This window comes from Aurantimonas coralicida DSM 14790, from assembly GCF_000421645.1.
GTDB classification, from domain to species: Bacteria; Pseudomonadota; Alphaproteobacteria; order Rhizobiales; family Rhizobiaceae; genus Aurantimonas; species Aurantimonas coralicida.
Genome location: NZ_ATXK01000008.1, coordinates 147121 through 167105, shown reverse-complemented (window position 1 = coordinate 167105; position 19985 = coordinate 147121). Strand labels below are relative to the sequence as shown.

Here is a 19985-nt window from a genome sequence, read left to right as displayed (position 1 = left end):
TGCAAGGACTCCGGCAGGTTTGGCCGCAACTTTCGACGGCAGGCATGATGATGTTGGGAGGGCGATTCCCAGATTGTTGACGGCGGATTTGCGCGGCCGCCGTTGATCCCTTACTCGGGCGGCGCGCCGTCCCCGCCCGGCTGCCCCGTGCCGTTCAACGTCCCACGCTCCGCGATCAGCGCCATTTCCCGCGCACCGATGTTCCCCGCCGCCGGGTTCTCGAGAATGTGCAACTCGATGCCCCGTCCAGCCCGCACCGCGTCCGCCAGCGCGACATGGATGCGCCTGAACCCGGCAGCGTTCCCTGCGCGGTATCCCCGCCCGGCGAGCAGGTTGCGGACGTTCTGGGTATACTGACGGGTCGGGCGGGTGCCGCGCGTGTAGCGGCCGATGTAGCTGCCGACGCCCTGGATGACCCACTCGTAGATGCCGGGCAGCTCGAGCGACGCCCCGTCATGGACGGTCAGGGTGAACCAGGGGTCCGGTAGCTCCATGGGCTGATACCCGGTCAGATTGGCCAGCTCCGCGACCCGGCGGAGGATGCGGGGGAGAAGCCCGCTCTCGAACGCGGACGCGAGCGTGCCTTCCGAGAACCGGTCGCCCCGGATCAGCGTCGTCAGAAGCTTGGCAAGCTGACGGACGCTCGCCGCCTCCACCGCGCCGGGCTCGCGCTGGAGGCGGGTTGCCTCCTTCGCGCCGTGCCAGTCCGTCCACGAGAAGTCCGACGGCACCCACCCGCCATCGTATGCAGCGGTGACGAAGGCTTGCGCAGGATCCGACATCGAAAAGAACGGCATCTGCACCGCGCCGCCTTCCATCGGTTGCCCGCCGGCCCACTCGCCGAAGAAGAAGCCGGGCGCCGCGAAGGCGTCGGCGAACGGGGCGAGCGCCGCGAGGTCGGGGTTCATCCTCCGCCGGATGATCCCGCCGGCCTGGGTGTCCGGTCCGACGTTGATGGACCGCTGGGAGTCGGTCACCAGGCGGACGCGGTCGCCGTCGTCGGCGAGGCCCCAGCCGGCGTGGCTGCGGAACAAGATGACCTGCGCGCCCTCGGTCGCCCGTTCCCGGACGAACTCGATCGCGAGCTGGGACGACGGCAGCGCGGCGATGAGGTCGTCACTGATGAGGTTGGATCTCCGCGAGTGGTAAGCGACGATCTCCACGCAGGCGACGCGCTGCGCAAGGGACGACATTGCTTCGTCGAACGACCAGCCGTCGGCAACCAGCCCGTCGGCAAGGGCGGCAAATTTCGGCCACCACCATCGGAAGGCGCCCGTGTTCGCGATCTCGGGATCGACGCACCAGAACGGTGACGCGAGAGGTGCTTGATGCAGTCCCGAAAGCTTCAGGGCACGCGTCACTGTCCGGCTGCCCTCGTCGAGCCAGTTGCCGGGGTCGAGGCCGGGGTTCAAGAGGCACAGGACGATGTCCGCGCGGCGCAGGTCGCCGATATATGGCTGCGGGATCAGCGAGGCTTGGAGGCGGGACCGCTCGCGGCGGAACTCGTCAACGGCGTCGGTTTGGTTCTCCGGGGCGTCCCAGCGGACGCGGGCATCGTAGCGGTCCTGCCGAAGGATGGCCTCGTCGGCGGGGTGGATCCAGTGGCGGCCGCCCTCGAAGCCACCCCAGAACTCAGTCAGCCTATCTGCAGCCGTGCCCATGCGATCCTCCCCGACGTCCGGCACCGGATACTATGGCCGGGCGTCTCATGGAAACCGCTCGCTAACCATCACCACCGAACGGACGCGCGCGCGGCGGAGCATCGACCGGACGTTGAGGGTTTGTCCGCAATCACGGACGCACGATGGCTCCCACGTCCCTACGAGGCTGCCCAATGGAGTTGTCCTCCTTCATGCTTCCGGTGACGCTCGCGGTGTTCAGCATCGCGTTCTGCGTCCTCTGGCTCTACGGCTATAAGGCAGCTTTCTGGTGGGCGCTCGGATACGGAGCACACGGCCGGTAGCGGTTGATCAGCTCGGCACCATTGTATGCGATTGATATCGGCGGAAATCGCTGACATCAGCGAAGATGATGGTGTGAAGAGGAGATCGCGAAGCGTGTCGGACCAGTCCGACGCCTCGTCGTCGGCCTGCCGGAGGGTCAGGCCGTAATGGGCGAGACGCGCCTTACAGGCATTCCAACAGGCGACTTTCGATGGCGTCTTTGGCTTCCTGCACCGGAGGCAATGCGCTTCTTCAATCCGACAGTCGGAAACTGCTACTGAGGCAATACGACAGCCGCGAGCGCGGTATCCTCACCGAGCTGATAGTCTAGGTATCTCTCGATCATCCTCTCCCTCTGGGCGAACAGTGCGGCACGCCTTGGAGGATAAACGAAAGAGCCCTCCGCGAAACGGACTGGGGTAGGTAACGGCAGAACGGCGTTTCGCTCACCTACCGAGAACTGCATCCCGACCGCACCCTGCTCTGTGAGCGTCAAGGGCCGATCGCGACCGAAAAGGGCGTAAAGCGGTTCGAAACGGTTCGCCTCGTTCGAGACTTGTGCATACACGTAGGCTTGGCCGTACTTATCGGCGAAGCTGGGCTCGGCCGTGTCGGGCATCGGAGGCCAATTCCCGCGGAGCATGTTCAGATAGACGTGAGCCGCATTCTCGGCAAGATAGGGGCTGTTCTCAGCTATGCGGACAAGGCGGTCGTCAAGCCGACCGTCGCGAATGTCCTCCGCCATCGCAAGCGCCGTGACGCCTCCATGTATGCGCGCATAGTAGGCGATTGCGAGAGTCAGCATGTCTACCGATGCGCGGGTGATCTCCTCGCCGTGCGAATAGGAGGGCAGCCGGTAGACCTCGTCCATGTCGCGCGCGAACCGAACCGGGTCCTCCGCGTAGAGGTCCGCCAACTGGCTCACGACGAGCATCCAGTCCGTGATGTCGAGCAAAATATCAGTGTTGAGAGCGATCGAAGTGATGTCCCGCGCGATCTCGTCCTCGCTTTCCCCGGGGAGGCAAACTAGTCCCCGGATCAGGGCCTCCCGCCCATCGCGACTGGTGCACTGGTACCGGAACCCCTTGCCGATCTCGCCGCTCACGGTCGCTAGGTCCTGTACCCCCTCGATGGGAGATGCGTTCATGAACAGAAGTGTCGAGGGAGAGGCTCCGTGGCGGATGGCGAAGTCGACCGCTACGGCAAAGGCTGGGTCGACCACGTTCTGGCGGTACGACGTGAGAAGCCCCTGCCACGCATTCGCCTCATCCCTTTCCGCAGCCGACAGGGTGCTCGGGTCGCGCAGACGCTCGGGGTTAAGGGCGCGATCAGCGTCCAAGAAGTGGCCGAACCACCTACTGGCTGTGCCGGCCGACGTCGTGCGCAGCACGGTCTGGATGCAGTCGCTCGCCGGGGCAGCCCGCGCATCGAGGAGGCGGCGGGCGGCGTCGAACGAGGGGAACCTGAGGGTCGCCCGGTCGACATATGACCCGTCGTCTTCGGAGATGCTGTCTCCGGTGATCGCCTTGGCATAAACCGTGTAGCAAGCTTCCCACTCTCGCCAAACCAACGATTTCACTGCGTTTGAGATGCGCTGCTGCTCGACCTGCATCTCGCTCAGGCGCGCGTCCAGCGCCTCGTAGGAGGCCTGGACTTGGCGGGACACCTCCGACACGGCATCCAGGAGCACCTTCTGGTTCTTCAGAATGTCATCCAGTTTGGCATTGACGGCCCCAAACTGTTCCTTGAGGTAACCCATCATCACCTTGAACCGCTCCGCATCCGGATCGGGCTTCTTGCCGAACATGCCGGTGACGGAAGCGATCGCACCCAACGGATTGCCGGACATAAAGCTCATGTAGGCGTTTAACGCACCCGAAGCGATATCAATCGCCTTCTGACCGTCCTCACCGATTGGAATTCCTAGGTTCGAGGTGATCGCTTGGACGTCGCTGATGCCCCTGAGCACCTGTCCCGCGGCTTGCACCCGCATCGCTACTCGTGCCTCGCCATCGTACTGTTCAATCAGTGCCGTTTTAATCGTCTGGGCGTCGCAATTGGTCTGCTCCGCAGGGCAGGCGATCCGGGAGTCCATTAGCCCAGACCTCAGAGCGCGGACTTTCTCAGATGGCGGCATGGAGGAGAACATGAAGTCCGCCATCAGGCCTTGGTTGCTGCCAAGCTTGGTCACCTCCTCCCTGACAGTCTGGACTCGGACGCCAACTCGGTAACATCGCCGCTTAGGGAGACGATAGCGCCCTCGTGTGCGACCAGAGTATCCTGCACCCGCTTCTGGCTGTTTCTGACCTCGGACGCGAACTCCCCGAAACTCCGATCTAGGCGATCTACGTCGTCCGCGACGACGCCCAGCGCATCCAGCGTCGCGACGGTGTGGGCCGCCCCGGCCCGCGACAGCGCCTCGGCAGCGGTCTTGACTAGCTCATCGTCGTTGGAGGCCTGGGCCCGCTCCTTAACGTCGCGAAGAAAGCGGTCGCTCTTCTCGACGGTCTCCCGTAGAAGCTCGGGATTGTTGAGCAGACCCTCTAAGCTGGCGGCGCCAGACTCAGCCACTAGTTCGTTCCGGAGCGTGCTGAGAAGCATGCCTGCCCGCTTGTTTCCGATTTCCTCAACCTTGCGGTTCGTGAGGTCGAGCGAAATTGCCGAGGCGGCACCGATTAAGGTAAGCGGCACGGTCACCGCGGCCTGCGGACCGCCGTAGAGGGCCACGCCTGCGATAAGTCCGCCCGTGCCCCATTTCACTCCAGTCGCAACGGTCGAAACGCCGGAATAGCCGTTGCGAAGCTCTTCGTAGCGGCTGAGCGACTGCTCGATTTTCTCGCTGCGCTCGGCGGCAGGAAGCGACGATGGGGGGATCGAGATGCTCTTGTGATCCATCCAGAGCTTCGCCGTGCCGAGGCCGACGCGGGCCGCGAGATTGGCCGCATCGGACGCTTCGATCTGCTTGGCGGCCACATGAGTCGTGCACGTCAAAAAGAACGTCAGCAGCACGGCAAGGCGACAATATCGTTCCATTTTGCACCTCGCTTCTAGCAAACCTCGTGCCTAGCCCCACCCGCGCAGCCACCCCTGTCATGAGGAGTAAGCGGCTCCGGCCCGCACTGATTGTCGTAGCGGAACCCCTGGCCTATGGCATAATCCACCTGGACACTGGTGCCTGGATAAACCTCGCTCCCAGCCGGCGGCTTCGTCCCGATCACGGTGGCGGTCCGAACGTCGAATCCCGAACAATCACGACGATTCTCTTGTACCGACCGGCTCACGAAACCGCTTGGATCGGTAGGCATCTCCATGGGAGTAAGTTCCCCTGAACGGATCGCATTCATACCATCGCTTAGGAGCGTTCCCGTCACGCCTGGGACAGCTACATATCGACCACCGACCACGTCGAGGAAGACCGCTTGGGTCGTCACGTCTATGGCTGTTCCGCCTACTGGGACCTGCGACCAAACGGTCCCGCGGACGCCGCCGTCGTGCCTGCTTTCGGTGACGTCGACCGCTACTCCCAGGTCGCGCAAGGCGGCAAGCGCCTCCTCCTGCGGACGGCCCTTCAAGTCGGGCAAGGTGATCCCGTTCGAGACCCTCAGCCAAACGGCGCGGTCGCTTCCTAGCTCCGAGCCCGGGCCGGGGATCTGTTTAATCACGATTCCCTTGCGATCCGAGGACTCGACTATCTCGATCTCAAGCTCGATCCCGACGTGTCCGGCGGCCTCCTGCGCTTCCTCCAGATACATGTTCTGGAACGACGGAACCGGCTCTGCTCTCGCGAGCACCGGGATGATCACCATAAGCATTATTATGGCCACGATGCGAATCATTGGAGCGCTCCAACGCAACGGAAGCACGAATATACCCAAAACCTTATGGGACTATGGTCGATTATCGCGCAAATGCAAGCGCTCGCTGTGGTGTTGCAGCTCAGGGTTTCCGCCGACGCGATGACACAGAACCGCGGCATCAAAATACCAATGCTTGATAAGGTGGAAATGCGCAGGAAGATACTCCGAGAATCAGTATTATCACGCATTACTCTGCACTACTGATGTAATTATGGCCAAGTGGTTCGCGGTATCGCCTGTCCGTTGGAAGCAACAAGGCTCACGAAGGCAGTGACACTCCGTCCCCGGGAGGGAGCCGCGCGTTCCGCCCAATTCATAACAAAGGTCTTGAGATGTCTCCTGGCGCCCGGCTGCATCATGTCGTGGGCTCCTTCGGACTCTCTAGGCGGCGGCCGCGCGCGGTGCCGCTAGGCAGGCCGTGGCGGCACGCGTCGGTAACGCGTTTTGCACCATCGACGCTGCCAAGTGGAAGTGATCCGGCCTTAGGTTCCGACCGCTCTCACGGTCTGTCGAGTGCCGTCAGCCCTTCGCCTTCGCCCGCTCCACCACCGCCGCGTGCCGCTCTCGGTGCGCGGCGTTGGCCTCCCGCCACCCGGCGTCCCATTCCTCCGCGAGTTCCGGATGGTCCGGCCGCCCCGTCGTCTCGTCGTCCGACAGCCCCGCGAAAATCTCGTACGCCGAGGAGCCCGCGTCCTGCGCGGCCTCGGCGTCGTCGGTCGAGACGGCCGGCCAGTCCCGTTTCCGTGTTCGCGGACCCGGCGGCGGAGCGACGACGCGCGGCGGCTCGGCATACCGCGCGACCCAGCCGCGGAGGACGCCGTCCATCCGGCGCTCCTCCTCGACAAGTGCCGCGTCGAACTCGGCGACCTGCGCCCGGAGGTGATCGATGTGTGCGCGCATGCGGGCGATGGCGATGGACGGGATCTTCAGAAGGGCAGGGCCGACCCAAGGCGGGATGGGCTTCTCGCCCGACGCCCAGCGCCGGATCAGGCTGCGGTCCAGCGCGCCGGCGGACGGCATGCTGCCCTTGCCCGCAGGCCGGAAGAGCACGAGGTCGGCCGCGATCTCGCGACGCCATCGATCCTCGGTTCCGTAAATCTCGAGACCGATCCGGACGAAGTCCCCGGCTTCGATGGACTTGTCCGGCCACGTCGCCCGCAGGACGCGTTCCGTCGCCTCGTCGAGGACGCCGAGGGTCTCGCGGGCGACGGGACTGGTGGTTCGCCGGGCGGGTTTGGGGCGAGGCGGCGTGTAAGGAGGCTCGGTCATGACGAGACTCCTTACACCGGGCGCCCGTCCGCGCAAGCCGTCGTCAGCTCCTGGCGCCGCGCGTCCCAAGTGCACGGGCCATCTTACGGTCGAGCTGGTACCCGAACTCGCGTTGGGTCGCGAACTTCCGGTTCGCCTTCTGGACGGTCTTCTCGAACCGGAACCGCTTCCTCGACGCTCCGCGCGGCACGCCGCAATAGCGGTCCGGCTTGATCGCCTACGTGAAGAGGTCGCGCGGACCGGACCCGCCGTCCTCGCCAGTCTTGCGAACGCCGCCCTTGATCTGGCGGACGAGGTACGACGCCGCCGGCAGCTTTGATGCTCACAGTCGCCGTGGCGGATGCGCCGTGTTTGATGCGCGCCGGCCGTAAGGTGAAGGCCTGGAGCGTCATCGGCTTCGGCCTGTCGAAGACGTCGACGGCGTTTTCCTTCAACGCGACCACGGCCTCGCGGGCCGCCCGGTTCATGACCGCGGCGGCAGCGCGGGGGATGGCCTTCCGGCCGATGGCGTTCATGTCGCGGGCGAAGGCGGCGTGATCGATGGAGAGGCCGAAGCCGATGGAGGGGGGGGTTGGCATGGAGGGCCCGTGCGGGATGAGTCTCGGGATAGCGGAGACTCGTCGGGCGCAAGATGCTAGGCGAGGCGGCCGAAACCGATTGACGAGCAGGTGGAGACTTTCAAGAGGCTCTGGCCCGACAACCGGGCTGCGGCGAATGCCAAGCGGGCGGCGCGCGTGTTGGAGGACCCGAGTATCATTTCCGGGGAGCCGTGCGTGTCTGGCACCTAGGTGCCCGCGCGGACCATCCTAGCATACCTGCAAGCTGGGCGGTCGGACGTTGAGATCTTCGAGGACTACCCGACTCTGCCTGCTGAGGGTGTCCGTGCCGTCCGGGCGTGGACCGAGGGGTTAGGCTCACGCGTCCGAGAGCGGTCCAGATGCCCTGGATGACCTCTCGTACAGCGACGAGAAAGCAGACTGATAGACCTCCACGTACACAATTACACCCACTTCCGCGAATTGGGGGCTATTGTGTACGTGGGGCGCCTAGATGGGCCCGCCACCGTTCCGACGGCGACGCGGCGGCTCCAGACTTTGATGTCGGGTGGCTACTCGATGTCCGGCAGCCGCACGGACCCGTACGGTCAGCGGCTGGTCATCGTGACGCTCGCCGACGGGCGCGATGCCGGGAGGGTGCTCATCGACGAGGGGGCTGGCGCAGTCATCGCCAAACTCGGGGAATCTTTGGTGTTGACGCCCTCGATTCTTGCAATCGCTGATCCGACAAGCATGAGAACTACGCTCCGCCGACGTAGGCAGGATTCGGCTCGACCTCGATCCCGACGGTATGGTACCGCGCCAGCGGGTCTCGACCGTCCCAGTTCGGAGGCATGCGGCTGCCGAGGCGGGCCGCATTGAGAAGTGCCTCTTCCTCGGAGGTGATGATGCAGACCGTCAGGTCGCGGACGAGGACCTCCTTTACCGCGTCCGTGGAGGGGTCGGCCATCTCCATGAGCTGCGCCTGCAAGGCCCTGAACGGCACGGCGTGGTCGTAGCGGATCCTGCCGCCGCCCCGGGGGATGCCCGCAGAGGCGAGCGACCGGTAGCGGGCGGCCTCGAGCTTGTTTCCCCCGCGCTTCTCCCACAGGAAGTGTATGGGGTCGCGCAGCGCCTTCGTCCAGGCCGAATTCGGCATCCCCTTGTCGCGGACGCGCTGGCAGTACCGGATCGCGTCGCAGATCAGGTCGAGTCGCTGGGCTTCTGATAGGCCGCTCCTGACTGTCATGGGTCCTCCTTCTGTCGAGAGGGCATCTAGTCAGGTGGTGGCGGTCGTCTCGTCCGTGATCTCGGATGTCACGGGCGGATGATGCGGTCGGACCAGGTCACCTCCTTGCGAAGGACAGGCACTAGGCGGCGGGTTGAGTTGGACGTCGTTATGCGGCTGCCTCCGATGCGATGCTTCGAGGTCCGAACATGCGGCGTTTCGCCTACACCCGCTGTGCGATGTCGGATCGCTCGATGGTGCACTTCTGCCTCTGACCGATGCCCTGGCCTAGCGCGGTGGATCACCGTCCGAAGCGAGGCGTATCATCCGGGCTGGGTTCGATGCCCAAAGCGATGCGTCGTCGACGGACCAACTCCTCGACGATGGTCTATTCCGTGAACTCGTCACCCCTGACCCGGTCGACGAAGCGTGGCTTCGGGCCCGTGATCCAGAAAAAGAGCGCGTTGAACCGGGGTATCTCGACCAGCCGTATTTCCCGTTCGCCGGGTTCGTCGGCGATACGATCAGCTATGCTGATGGCTGCCAACAACCCGCGCTTCGTGGCCACGAATTCCGTTCGTTCGGCTTGGAATTTGCCGATCAACCCACGGACGGAAACTCGGGCCACGAGTGCATTCTCCTTCAGGACCTAGAAAACGAATGCGTCCGGGATCCACGCCTTTGGAAACAGATCGCTGTCCTCGTCGCCCTCGGTAACGTAGGAGCGCAGCGCCACCTTCGACTGCGAGTATTCGGTCGCTTGACCGGGTCTCGGACGACCGAAGGAACGTACCGCGCGACCTGCGCGGCGACCCGCCCGTGCAGCCGAGCCTCCTCGGCGGCGATGAAGTCCCGCGCCTCGCGATCTTGCGCGCTAAGCTCTGCCAGCCAACGCTCGATGTCTTGCTGGCGTCGGGTACGGACGATCCCGGGCGGGCGCAGCAGCCCGGCGGCCATCCACTCCGGGATCCGCCGTTCGCCGTTCCTCCAGCGCTTCATCAGCATCCTGTCGATGCGACCCTGCGACTCGAGGCCGCCCTTGCCGTCCTGCCGAATGGCGGCGCGGTCCCCCGCGAATTCGATCTCCCAGTCCCTCCGTCCGTCGTAGATCGCCTCGGCAACCGCCGATACGGCGTCGGGATCCGCGCCGTGGCCGTGCGGCCAGTGGCGCTGCAGGAGCGTCAGGTCGTCTTCGGCTGGAGGGGTCTCAGTCATGGTGAGACTCCTCCAGCCGGGCGTCTGATTCCGCAAGCGCGCCGTCACATCGGCACATTCCATGTGTGGTCATGGGAGGCCCGCTGGCGGTGCAAAATGCCGACACCGCGTGATCTGCCGGCGGTGCTCACCGCATGACGGGAGTAATGGGCGCGAACGTCAATCCGCACGGTCTCCGGATGCCCAGAAACGGCGCTCCGCGTCGGCCCGTCGACGGCGTGCCTTGGCGTCGTCCGGCAGCGTGTAATGAGATAGCCTCGTGTAGGACTCGGCAGCATCGAATCCTTGCCGGGTGAGATGCCTGTGAGCCGTTCGCATTAGCCGCTCGTAGACAAGGGCTTCCGGGCCGTCTGGAGCCTTGCGCACAGCCTCAGCCAGACGCCGCACGGCGACGGCCAGTCCTTGAACGACAATCCGCGTTTCGGGCGCGCCGCGGGAACCGGTTGCCCCGGCCTTCGCACGTTCACGCAGCCGTGCCCTGTACCTCCGCTGCTCTTCCGCATGTCTCGTCACCATAGCCCTGTCATCCCGCTCACCGCGTGAGGCATGAGCTTGTCGGATGGGCCTGCAAGAGACGACGGCGACGTGTGGATCAGGGTTTAGGCATAGAGAGACGTTCGGGGGTCAACATGCGCGGCCGCAGCGTCCCAGCTCGCGCTCGCATGCGCGTCGACGACGCGACGCCCGGTCGTCCCGGGAAAGCCGTATGAACGGCTCGCTCGATCGCGTTGGCGCCGGGACCGCCCACGGCGAGCAGGAGAATCGCGGCATCGGAGAGGGCGATCCTGATCGCTTCGTCCGTCGCCTCCGGTCGGCCGGCTTCGGCCGAGGCCCGCTTCTTCTCGCGGTGCCTGCGCTGGGCATCGCGGTTGTACGTGGCGCGGTCTTCAGCCGCCAGCTCTCGTACGGTGCGTTTGCCGCCCTGCGTCGCCATCGCGGTGTACAGCGCCGCGATGGCTTCGGTCTGCTTGTCCGTCGTCGTCATCTCGGTGTCCCCCTGCTCAGTCCAAGGGTGCTCCGCCGGCGGAAATCTCGCAAGCGATGTTTGACATGTAAAACACGAAATCGTCGGCGCTTATTGCAGGCTTCCCACCCGGGGGAGACCCCTCGCGATAGCGTCGGCCCGCGCGCGAGCGGGGATCCCGCTTCGCCCCGGGGCGACAGGCTTCTTGTCGCGCGGAGCGCACGGAGACCTTCTCGCGAGATCGGTCGGCTGCTCTCGCGAGAAGGTTGACGACGGGCGTCGGGGGAGACCCATCGCGTAGCGATCGCTCGACGCTCGTCGGTTGGGCGCGACGCTTATCTCTCTCCATGCCCTGGCCAATACCCCGCGAAGCGGAACGGCTTTCGAGAGACCCTCGCGGAGCTTGTTGTCGGCTGGCTCGCGCGGAGGATCCCAACAGCGCGAGCAGGAAGACTCCTAGCAGGGGCGGAATCCCAAGGTGCGAGAGGGTCGTTGGATTCTACTTAGTATCAGGCCAAGGCGGTGGTGGATTTTTCTCGAAATGCCTACGTTTTTGCGGACCATTTGATCGCAGATCTAACGGAAGATGTTCCATTCGGTCGCATATCTAACGAGTTGCGCGACCGATGGCGCGAGCGAGCGGCGTACCGCCAGCCGAAGGCACGGAGCCATCCGCCGGCGGAGCCCTTAGTTGACTTCTACTTAGTATCGCAAACCCAAACGGTTGACCGGGCCTCTTCGTCGCTCGCCAGATCGAAGGCATTTGATCGCGCATCTAACGGCGAGCGGCTCATTTGGTCGCACATCTAACAGCCATCGCTTGCTCCACGCTCGGACAGAGCTCAGCATTTGATCACAGGACGTCTGCACGAGGCGACGAAATGGGAGAGGGACGATGGCGGTACAGAGATTGAGGCGGAGGCGGGTGCCCACGACGTCGTACGCGCGGCTCGAGAACGCCGCCCTGGCTGCGGTGGTATCCGAGGGCGGGGAGATCGAAGGGCGGGAGAGCGGGCTCTATAACCCGGCTCCACGGGGGAGCGTCGCAAAGGCATCGGCCAGCGTCGAAATCTTCCGCTCGATCGCCCCCCAGTCGCCCCGGCCGGCGGAGATGCTCGACACCGTCACCGTCAAAGGCGACGGGATGCTCTCCGCTCGAGACTTGGCAATCCACGAGTACCTTGTCGCCGCCGCGTACGAAGCCGCGTACGTCGCATCGGAGCAGGGGACCGAGCGCGAGGTCGTCGGGCAGGAGCTCGAGGTTCCGATGAAAGGCGTCCTTGCGTTCCTCGGTACTTCCGCCCGGCGTGCCCACGTCTTGAAATCGGTTGCCGCGCTGAACCGGACTTCGGTGTCATACAGCATCCCCGGGGGGCGCACGGTGACCGATGTCCCTCTCTTGGTCGGCTGGCACGAGTCGGGCGCCGAAGCCGACGTCGTCCGGTTCTCGCTTCCGTCGCGGGTGTGGTGGCTGCTCGCAAGCCAGCCGTCTTACGCGTATCTCGAGTTGGCCGCACTCGCGACGATGTCGTCGCGCTACGGCATTCATCTCTACCGCCACCTGGCGCTTCGAATGAGCCGGACGCGCTGGGATCCGATGGAGCCAGATACGGTCCTTCACTACAGCCCGGAGGAAGCGGCTGCCGCCATCGGCTACGACGAGGCGCCGATGCAGGTGGGGCGACTGACGACGGCACTGAAGCGCGCCGTTTCGGATCTTAAGGAGGTCCGGCGCTTCCGCGTCGAGTACGCCGCGCCGCGCCGCCGAGCTGCGAAGGGGGCTCCGATCTCGGCGTTCGTCCTCCAAATCGCGATGCTGCCCCCGCAGGTCGAGACGGCCAAGCTGGGGGGCATCCACAAGTCGGCCAAACCCTTCACCGGCGCGCCGGACGTGCCGGATCTTCGAGTCAATTCGCATGTGTGGGACAAAGCCTCGGAACTCGCGCGGCAGCACGGCCGGCGTATAGCGCCAAATTACATCTCCGGCGCTTGGTTCGGCTCTCTTCACGAGGCGTACGGGGGCGGGCCGACGGATCGGGACGCCGCCCGGAAAGAATATCGAGGCGCAGTCCTCCTCCGCGCGATCCGGGCGCACGGCCCGGACCGGGCGGCATTCGCTTGGTTCACGGAAGAGCTCAAGGATCCAGACCTGCTCGCCGAGGTTGACCATTCGTCAGAGCTCGACAGAAGGTTCAAGTACGAGGCCGCCGGCGAGAAGGCCCGACGTATCCGCCTCAGGGACTACAAGCACGGCGACCGCAAGCAACGGGCGGCGCGGCTGCCCAAGCCGACGCGTGAGCAGCGGTTTGCAAAAGCGGTGGCGAAGGTCGAGGCCGGCAAGGCAGAGCGCTTGAAGCGTTTCGCCGATGCGACAGTAGTGGAACTGGACGTCGCCTACGACGGTATCAACGACGCGAGACGAATGGCTGACGACTTCACGCGCCGGACCTGGCGGGGCAACCGACTGATCGAACTTCGTCTCAGCCACCTAGTACGCGACGACATCGTCACGGAGGTCATCGGACGCTACCCGGCATCGGTCGACGACCTTGAGTCGGTGCTCTCGCGACCGGACATCATCAGTGGCTACCGACCGATCCACGATCCGACGGTGGAAGCGCCGGTAGTCACGGGACCGCGCCGCCCCGCCTTTCTTCCCGGAAGCAAGCCATGGGAGGTCGTAGGCGGGACGACCAAAAAGCCGAGCGATGACGATTGACGATCGCTCCCCGTTAACCCTGCCGGCGTCCGCGTCCGGCAGGGTCCTCGACGCCGCGCCGCCGGCCGGCTACCTGTGGCAACACAACCGGAGCGACCACCATGCGGAACACGACCTTCTCGATACGTAGCTGACACCCGTCAGGCCCGCCGCCGCAATCAAGCGACGGCCGTATCAGAGGAGAACCGCATGCCGTCTCACGAAGATTCCTACGATTCCCGACCGATTCCATTCCCCCAGCGCCGGCGGCTCGACATCCGAGCGTTGGCCGACCGCACCGCGCTTTACTATGCCCAGGATGCCGCCCCGGGGCCGCGTCTGACGGACGACTGCCCGGTGCTGCGCCGGTGGTCCGTCGCTCGGATGGGCGGTTGCCCCTGCATCATGGGCGTCGACGATTTCGGCCACGTCCTGTCGATCGAGATCCAGGCATACGCCGCAGACGGCACGTGGGCGCGGCGACTCGACGGCAGCTACGTCCGCCTCCGGGAACCGTGGCCGCTGCCGCTTGCTCCGGAGGCCGGACGATGAGCCGGACGCCCATGACGGACCGCGAGCGCGCTCACATCGAGCACACGCTCGCGCGTTACGAGAGTCTCTGCGCCGACCTGCGGGACACCCTCCTTCACGGATGGCCGTCACCTAATTTTCTGGAGGAGAAGGGTACACCGCTCATCGACCTTTGGCGGTTCGGCAGCCGCGGAGTGATCATTCTTGAGGGGGAGGTCGCGTCGCATCCGGTCCTCGGCGCCGGATGGACGCGGACTTCGCCGCTTCTGGCGCTCTCCGTCCGGGCGGGCGTCGGGCGCACCCAATCGCGCTGGTACCGTCTGGGTACGCACCTCCAACAGGTGGCCGACGCGCTCGGGGCCCAAATCGTCGACGGAGGCCCCGAATGAAGCCATTTGACATCAGCCCCGAACAGCGGGAGCTGCTCATCCGGGATGCGGAACGCTACGAGCTTGTCGCCCGAGGGGTCCGAGAGATCGCGGAGTTCGGGCGTCCCTCCGACATCGCGCTCGCGAGTTCCCCGGTAATCGAGGGATGGGGCTTCGAGGCGCTGGTGGGTAACGAACTCGTCGGCGCATGGAAGCCGGCAGGAAAGCCTACCCTCGTCGCAGGCCGCGCCGGTCGCGTCATCCTCAATGCTGCCGACCTGTCGGCTGTCCTGACTGAGCAGGGCTGGTTCCGCCTCGGCGCCCCGGACGAATCCCGGGCCAGAACAACGGAATTGCCCCGATGATCGACATACGACCACGCACACGCACACGCTGACGGCATCCGGTCTCTCTCCGGGTGCATCGACACCCTGTGAAAAGGAGACATCCTGATGTCCGATAATATCCATACCTATGATCCGGCGGGCCTGCGCGAGCGGTTCCCTGAGATGCTCCAGCAGGCATTTGATGTCTCGCCGCCGCCGGGCTGGGTGCCGCTGGTCGCGCGCCTGCTCGAGCGCATCGACCCCGCGCTCGCACCGGAGGATCGTCAGTCTTTCCGGATTACGCAGATCAAGGAAAAATTTGGCGGACTTCGCTGTTACCACAACGGCGGCGAGGACATCGAGATGATGGTCGACGCCGCCGACGAGGAGGCGCAGCGGACGTGCGAGGTCTGCGGAGCTCCCGGGCGCAAGCGCACGGGCGGCTGGATCGCCGTGCGCTGCGACGAACACGCGGAGGTCTGACGATGCGTATCTGGATCCTGTCCGACCTTCATATCGGCGCCGACGGCATGGAACTCGAGATCCCGGAGGCAGACGTCTGCGTCTGCGCCGGCGACGTGACCGACCCGGTGCTCGGTTCGATGCGCTGGCTGAGCCAGTGCATCGGGTACCATATGCCCGTCATCTTCGTCGCGGGGAATCACGAGTTCTACGGGGACTCGGTCGCGCACGGCCGCGCGATGGCGCACGCTCATCCCGTCGATGGCGTGCATTTGCTCGACGACAGCAGCGTTGTCCTCGACGGCGTGCGCTTCGTAGGGGCGACCCTCTGGACCGATTACGCGCTGTACGCGGCGGGCAAGGTCGACCGCGAGGCGGATCTGGAGATCGGACATTCGATGGACATCGCTGAGCGGCTGCTTGCGGATCATTACGCCGTACGCGTCGGTGACGGGGGAGGCCTGGTCCGCCGTTGGACGCCGAACGACGCGCGAGCGATGCACCAGCGGAGCAGGACGTATATTGAAGAGGCGCTTGCGACGCTATTTGAAGGACCTACGGTCGTCGTGACGCACCACGCGCCGCATCCGCGCAGCGTGTCGCCTGAGTACCATGAGAGCCTACTGAATCCGGCTTTCGTTTCGGATCTAACCCCGGTCATCGAGACCGGTCGGCCCGACCTGTGGGTGCACGGTCACGTACACTCGTCGCACGATTATCGGGTGTCCGACACCCGGGTCGTCTGCAATCCTGGGGGCTACTCGCACGAGAGGTCCGACTGGGATCCCGGACTCGTCGTCGAGTTGGATCGTCGCTCGGGGGGAGGATCCCGATGACCCGCCGGGTTTCCTGTACTTCGAAGCAGGCTTTGCTCGATGATGCCAGAGAGCGGGCGCGTCGGCTGATCGAGGAGAGCCGGGCGCAGAGGCAGCGGGACATCGAGGGCTGGACGTCCGTCGGTGAGCTGGCGGACCGGATCACCGCCGCCGTCGACGAGGCGCGCCGGGGGCCGGCAATGTCGGTGGAGGAAGCGCTTGCGATGATCGACGGCTTTGGCGAGACGAGGCACTAGGGCCGCTGGAGCCGGGCTTCGGCTTGGGCGCAGCCCTCTTTGATCAGGCGATCCCACTCCTCCAGCATCAGCGACTTGTCGGGCAGGGCGGGATCCTGGTCGTATACCGTCTCATCAAGGCCATACCGCCCTTCATCGGCTCTCGTGATCATCGGCACCGCCTCTTTCGTCAGTCCGAGAGTCGTCACCCGGGGGCGCATGTGCGTGACGAACGCGCGACGGAGGTCATGGGTGGCTGCCCATGGCGCGGACGCCAGAGGACCGCCAGGCGCGCGCAGCTCCTCCAAAACTTCGTTGAGCATGCGCTCGGACATGTGGCCGGTCCCGGGGTCCGTCTTACGGCGCAGACGCTGTTGAGGGAAAAGCCAGGCATTACCGGTCCGACCATACGCCTGCGCGGCGCGAACCGCGCTGGCGGCGAGATCGGGCAGCGGCAAGACGCGAAATTTACCGCTCTTGTCCGGCCCGATCTTCCAGACCATGCCGTACTTGGGGTGCTCCACGAAGGCCCGCCGACGCGCGCGGACAACGGTCATCCGGCGCTGCCCGGTCATCATCTGTAGCAAGATGGCTAGCCTCGCGGCATGATTCTTCGCCGCCTCCAGCCCGATGACGATCATGCCGAGTTCCTCCAGTGTCAGCGCCCGTGGAGCCTCGCTCTCTTCGTGCTCTTCGTATGCGCTGACGGACGACGTCGGAGCGCGCTTCAGCTCGGTAGCGACATTCGCGGTCAGGCCACTGACTTCAGAGTTCTCGACGGCCCAGCCGAACACCGCCTTCATAGCTGCGACCGATAACCGCGCCTGGTTCGAGTTCGACACCTGCTTCCCGTCCACGTTGCCGCGTCCGAGGACGGAGTTCCGGACGAGCCTGAGGTCGTGCGTGGTGATCAGCGTCACTGGGCGCCCGGCGATCGACTTGAAGTCCGCCTCAAGTGGCGAGCCCGGGACCGCACCGAGGGCGGAGCGGTAGCCTCGATGTGTGTCTGGCGAACGGTGGCCCTTGCACCAGGCGAGGTAGGCGTCGCGCATGCCTTCCCACCTCATGACGGTTCCCGCCGCCGCCGCCGCCTGGGCTGTCGAGGCGTCGACGGAGCGGTGGGCGACGGACGCCTTGAGCATTGCTGATGGGTCGTTGCCCTCGGTGAGCATGCCACGAGCGCGAGCGACCAGATTGCGCAGCTCCGGGATGTCCGCGGCGTCGAACGCCGACAGCGGGCCGATGGCAATCTTTTTCACCCGCGTGATCAGGTACCAAGCGGCGGCTCCTGACTGCACGCGGATCGCGAGACCGGGCATTGTCGCGTCCCGGTAGATCTCGCTGTCGCCGTCACTGGCGATGCGAGCGGCCTTCCTGATGGTGTTCCCGTCGAGGATTTCAGTTGGCATAGGCGTGACCTGTGAAAGGGAGGCGTGACCTGACGGTTAGCACCATGGGCTCCAAAGGTCACGCCGAGGTCACGGCCAAGAAAGTTTACCGTTGCAGGCGGGGTTGAGAAAATTGCTGAACACGCGGTAGTTTAGGGGCTATATCACGATGCGGAGGTAGGGTCTGAGCCTCCTGACGCCCCTTACCAGCTATCTCTTAATCAGCGGGTCGTAGGTTCGAACCCTACATCACCCACCAAATCTTCTTTCCAAACATCTTCCTAGGTCATCGGCAACCTTCTGGACCCCTCCGGGGAGCGGTCGTCGGCATGTGCGCGACGAAGGTCGTCCGCGCGCGATCTCCGTCGCTGACTGCGCATGGTTCAAGCCGCTACCGGGTGTCCTGCGCTGCAATCGGCACCGGTTCGCAGCCTTTGGCGGATCTGCCGGTGTGAGACGCAGCAGCGTCGACGGTCAGGCCGCGTATGGCGCTTCCGCTTCGCCGCGATCGGCGTCACCGCGCCGGTGACGTCGCGATGACCACCGACGACAGGATATGCGCCTTCATGATCGCCTCGGCCCATTGGGCGTCGCCGAGGGAGAGGGCGGCGACGATCTCGCGGTGGTCGCTGCAGCTGCGCCGGATCTGATCCGGCGAGAACTTGCGGTAGGTCCGCATGATCAGCGCCAGATCGATCATCGGCGCGGCGACGCTCAGCAGGTGTTCGTTCCCCGACAGTTCCAGCAGGCGGACGTGGAAGGCGGTATTGGCCTGTGAGAACGTCTGCAGGAAATCGCTTTCGCTGCCTGCGAGCAGTTCCTCCATGGCGGCGCACATCGCTTCGAGGCCGCGGACGTCCGACGCCGTGGCCCGCCGGACCGCCAGCGCGCAGCCATAGCTCTCCAGAACTGCCCTTGTGCCGAACAGGCCGGCGACCTTGTCGCCGTCCCAGGACGCGACCGTGGCGCTGGACCGCGCCTTGGTGACGGCGAAGCCTTCCGCGGCGAGCCGCCGGATGGCCTCGCGGACCGGCGTCCGGCTGAGGCCCGACAGGCGCGCCAGTTCCTCCTCCGCCAGGCGAGATCCCTCCGGGAAGCGATTGGAAACAATACCATCCCGGATGAACCGGTAGGCTTCGTCGGCCGCGCCGAGGCTCTCGTTCTCCGCCATCAATTCCGCCTTCTGTATACAAGGATTTGCGTCGAGCCGATTTATATGCCTTTTTGACGACCTGTTGTATCCAGGAGGAGCAGGCCCCCCATGTCGTCCAGTCTCAGATCCATTCTCGCCGAGCCCGGCTGCGTCGTCGCCCCCGGCATCTACGACATGATCTCGACCCATCTCGCGATCAGCGCCAAGGCGAGAATACTCTACATGACCGGATACGGGACTGTGGCCTCGCATCTCGGCATTCCGGACGCCGGGCTGGCCTCCTTCCGCGACATGGTCGACCGGGTCGCCGTGATGGGCCGCGCCGCGCGGGAGGCGGGCATTCCGCTCGTGGCCGATGGCGACACCGGCTATGGCGGCCTCCTGAACGTCGACATGACGGTGAAGGAGTACGAGCGGGCCGGGGCGTCGGCGATCCAGCTCGAGGACCAGGTGTTTCCCAAGAAGTGCGGCCACACGCCCAACCGGCCGGTGGTGCCCAAGCAGGAGATGGCCGACAAGATCCGTGTCGCCGTCGAAGCCCGCCAGAGCGACGACTTCCTGATCATCGCCCGCACCGATGCTCGCTCCGATCAGGGGCTCGACGAGGCGCTGGACCGCATGGCCGCCTATGACGCGGCGGGGGCCGACATCCTGTTCGTCGAATCGCCGGAGAGCGAGGACGAGCTGCGGGTGATCGGCGAGCGGTTCCCGCACAAGCCGCTGGTCGCCAACATGGTCGAGGGCGGCCGCACGCCGGTGCTCGACGCCCGGCGCCTCGGCGAACTCGGCTTCAGCCTCGCGATCTTCCCGGCCATCGGTTTCCTGTCCACCGCCAAGGCCCTGGAGCGGGCCTATGGCGACCTCGTCGCGACGGGCGCCTCGGCCGGCAAGGACGATCTCTACAGCTTCGAGAAGTTCAACCGGATGATCGGCTTCGAGCGGGTCTGGGAGTTCGACAAACGTCACGCCCGCGACTGAGGAGGCGCGGGCGATCTG

General features: G+C 65.2%; 21 protein-coding genes. 10 read left to right on the top strand and 11 right to left on the bottom strand.

Annotation, left to right across the window (positions count from 1 at the left end; genetic code table 11):
- Positions 1-110 precede the first annotated feature (110 nt).
- The 5 genes from H536_RS23375 to H536_RS0116495 form a co-directional block, all read right to left on the bottom strand.
- Positions 111-1661, bottom strand: coding sequence for a DUF6508 domain-containing protein (locus H536_RS23375; protein ID WP_050767473.1), 1551 nt, complete (start codon positions 1659-1661; stop codon positions 111-113).
- Between the two features lie 556 nt (positions 1662-2217).
- The gene (locus H536_RS0116515) at positions 2218-4134 is read right to left on the bottom strand and encodes a hypothetical protein (protein ID WP_155898523.1); all 1917 of its coding nucleotides are present in this window, start codon (positions 4132-4134) and stop codon (positions 2218-2220) included.
- The gene (locus H536_RS0116510) at positions 4131-4976 is read right to left on the bottom strand and encodes a hypothetical protein (RefSeq protein WP_155898522.1); all 846 of its coding nucleotides are present in this window, start codon (positions 4974-4976) and stop codon (positions 4131-4133) included. The genes H536_RS0116515 and H536_RS0116510 overlap by 4 nt, the downstream gene beginning before the upstream one ends.
- Positions 4977-4990: 14 nt before the next feature.
- The gene (locus H536_RS0116505) at positions 4991-5779 is read right to left on the bottom strand and encodes a PASTA domain-containing protein (RefSeq protein ID WP_024351522.1); all 789 of its coding nucleotides are present in this window, start codon (positions 5777-5779) and stop codon (positions 4991-4993) included.
- A 540-nt stretch (positions 5780-6319) separates the two neighbouring features.
- Positions 6320-7069: a hypothetical protein gene (locus tag H536_RS0116495; RefSeq protein WP_024351520.1), complete on the bottom strand. Its 750-nt coding sequence runs from the start codon at positions 7067-7069 to the stop codon at positions 6320-6322.
- Positions 7070-7423: 354 nt separating this feature from the next.
- Here H536_RS0116495 and H536_RS0116485 point away from each other — a divergent pair, with 354 nt between their 5' ends.
- Both H536_RS0116485 and H536_RS25505 read left to right on the top strand, forming a co-directional pair.
- Positions 7424-7606 carry a hypothetical protein gene (locus H536_RS0116485; RefSeq protein ID WP_024351519.1) on the top strand — a complete coding sequence of 61 codons (183 nt, stop codon included), beginning with the start codon at positions 7424-7426 and terminating at the stop codon, positions 7604-7606.
- 251 nt (positions 7607-7857) lie between these two features.
- Positions 7858-8019, top strand: coding sequence for a DUF433 domain-containing protein (locus tag H536_RS25505; protein ID WP_081451353.1), 162 nt, complete (start codon positions 7858-7860; stop codon positions 8017-8019).
- Between the two features lie 346 nt (positions 8020-8365).
- Here H536_RS25505 and H536_RS0116480 read toward each other — a convergent pair whose 3' ends face one another.
- The 4 genes from H536_RS0116480 to H536_RS0116465 form a co-directional block, all read right to left on the bottom strand.
- Entirely contained in the window at positions 8366-8854 is a 489-nt protein-coding gene (locus H536_RS0116480; RefSeq protein WP_009209204.1) for a hypothetical protein, read from the bottom strand.
- Positions 8855-9221: 367 nt separating this feature from the next.
- The gene (locus H536_RS0116475; RefSeq protein WP_148233772.1) at positions 9222-9461 is read right to left on the bottom strand and encodes a hypothetical protein; all 240 of its coding nucleotides are present in this window, start codon (positions 9459-9461) and stop codon (positions 9222-9224) included.
- 14 nt (positions 9462-9475) lie between these two features.
- The gene (locus H536_RS0116470; protein WP_040325510.1) at positions 9476-10048 is read right to left on the bottom strand and encodes a hypothetical protein; all 573 of its coding nucleotides are present in this window, start codon (positions 10046-10048) and stop codon (positions 9476-9478) included.
- Between the two features lie 592 nt (positions 10049-10640).
- Complete coding sequence (locus tag H536_RS0116465; protein ID WP_024351517.1) at positions 10641-11033, bottom strand: hypothetical protein; 393 nt, start codon at positions 11031-11033, stop codon at positions 10641-10643.
- Positions 11034-11937: 904 nt separating this feature from the next.
- Here H536_RS0116465 and H536_RS0116460 point away from each other — a divergent pair.
- From H536_RS0116460 to H536_RS0116425, 7 genes are all read left to right on the top strand, one after another.
- Positions 11938-13731: a hypothetical protein gene (locus H536_RS0116460; RefSeq protein ID WP_156421792.1), complete on the top strand. Its 1794-nt coding sequence runs from the start codon at positions 11938-11940 to the stop codon at positions 13729-13731.
- 264 nt (positions 13732-13995) lie between these two features.
- The gene (locus H536_RS0116450) at positions 13996-14262 is read left to right on the top strand and encodes a hypothetical protein (RefSeq protein WP_040325511.1); all 267 of its coding nucleotides are present in this window, start codon (positions 13996-13998) and stop codon (positions 14260-14262) included.
- A gap of 11 nt (positions 14263-14273) precedes the next feature.
- Entirely contained in the window at positions 14274-14630 is a 357-nt protein-coding gene (locus tag H536_RS23370) for a DUF6634 family protein (RefSeq protein WP_051141624.1), read from the top strand.
- Entirely contained in the window at positions 14627-14974 is a 348-nt protein-coding gene (locus tag H536_RS0116440; RefSeq protein ID WP_024351514.1) for a hypothetical protein, read from the top strand. The genes H536_RS23370 and H536_RS0116440 overlap by 4 nt, the downstream gene beginning before the upstream one ends.
- An 87-nt stretch (positions 14975-15061) precedes the next feature.
- The gene (locus H536_RS23365; RefSeq protein WP_009209210.1) at positions 15062-15418 is read left to right on the top strand and encodes a hypothetical protein; all 357 of its coding nucleotides are present in this window, start codon (positions 15062-15064) and stop codon (positions 15416-15418) included.
- A 2-nt stretch (positions 15419-15420) separates the two neighbouring features.
- Entirely contained in the window at positions 15421-16233 is an 813-nt protein-coding gene (locus H536_RS0116430) for a metallophosphoesterase (RefSeq protein WP_009209211.1), read from the top strand.
- Complete coding sequence (locus tag H536_RS0116425) at positions 16230-16469, top strand: hypothetical protein (RefSeq protein WP_024351513.1); 240 nt, start codon at positions 16230-16232, stop codon at positions 16467-16469. The genes H536_RS0116430 and H536_RS0116425 overlap by 4 nt, the downstream gene beginning before the upstream one ends.
- On the opposite strand, the gene H536_RS0116420 is transcribed toward H536_RS0116425, so the two are convergent.
- Both H536_RS0116420 and H536_RS0116415 read right to left on the bottom strand, forming a co-directional pair.
- Positions 16466-17857 (bottom strand): site-specific integrase, encoded by a 1392-nt coding sequence (locus H536_RS0116420; RefSeq protein ID WP_009209212.1) that lies wholly within the window; start codon positions 17855-17857, stop codon positions 16466-16468. The genes H536_RS0116425 and H536_RS0116420 overlap by 4 nt on opposite strands.
- 493 nt (positions 17858-18350) lie before the next feature.
- A complete protein-coding gene (locus H536_RS0116415) occupies positions 18351-19007 on the bottom strand; it encodes a GntR family transcriptional regulator (protein ID WP_024351512.1) in 657 nt (218 codons plus the stop codon).
- Between the two features lie 90 nt (positions 19008-19097).
- On the opposite strand from H536_RS0116415, the gene H536_RS0116410 reads away from it, so the two are divergent.
- Positions 19098-19967: an isocitrate lyase/PEP mutase family protein gene (locus H536_RS0116410; protein WP_024351511.1), complete on the top strand. Its 870-nt coding sequence runs from the start codon at positions 19098-19100 to the stop codon at positions 19965-19967.
- Positions 19968-19985 lie beyond the last annotated feature (18 nt).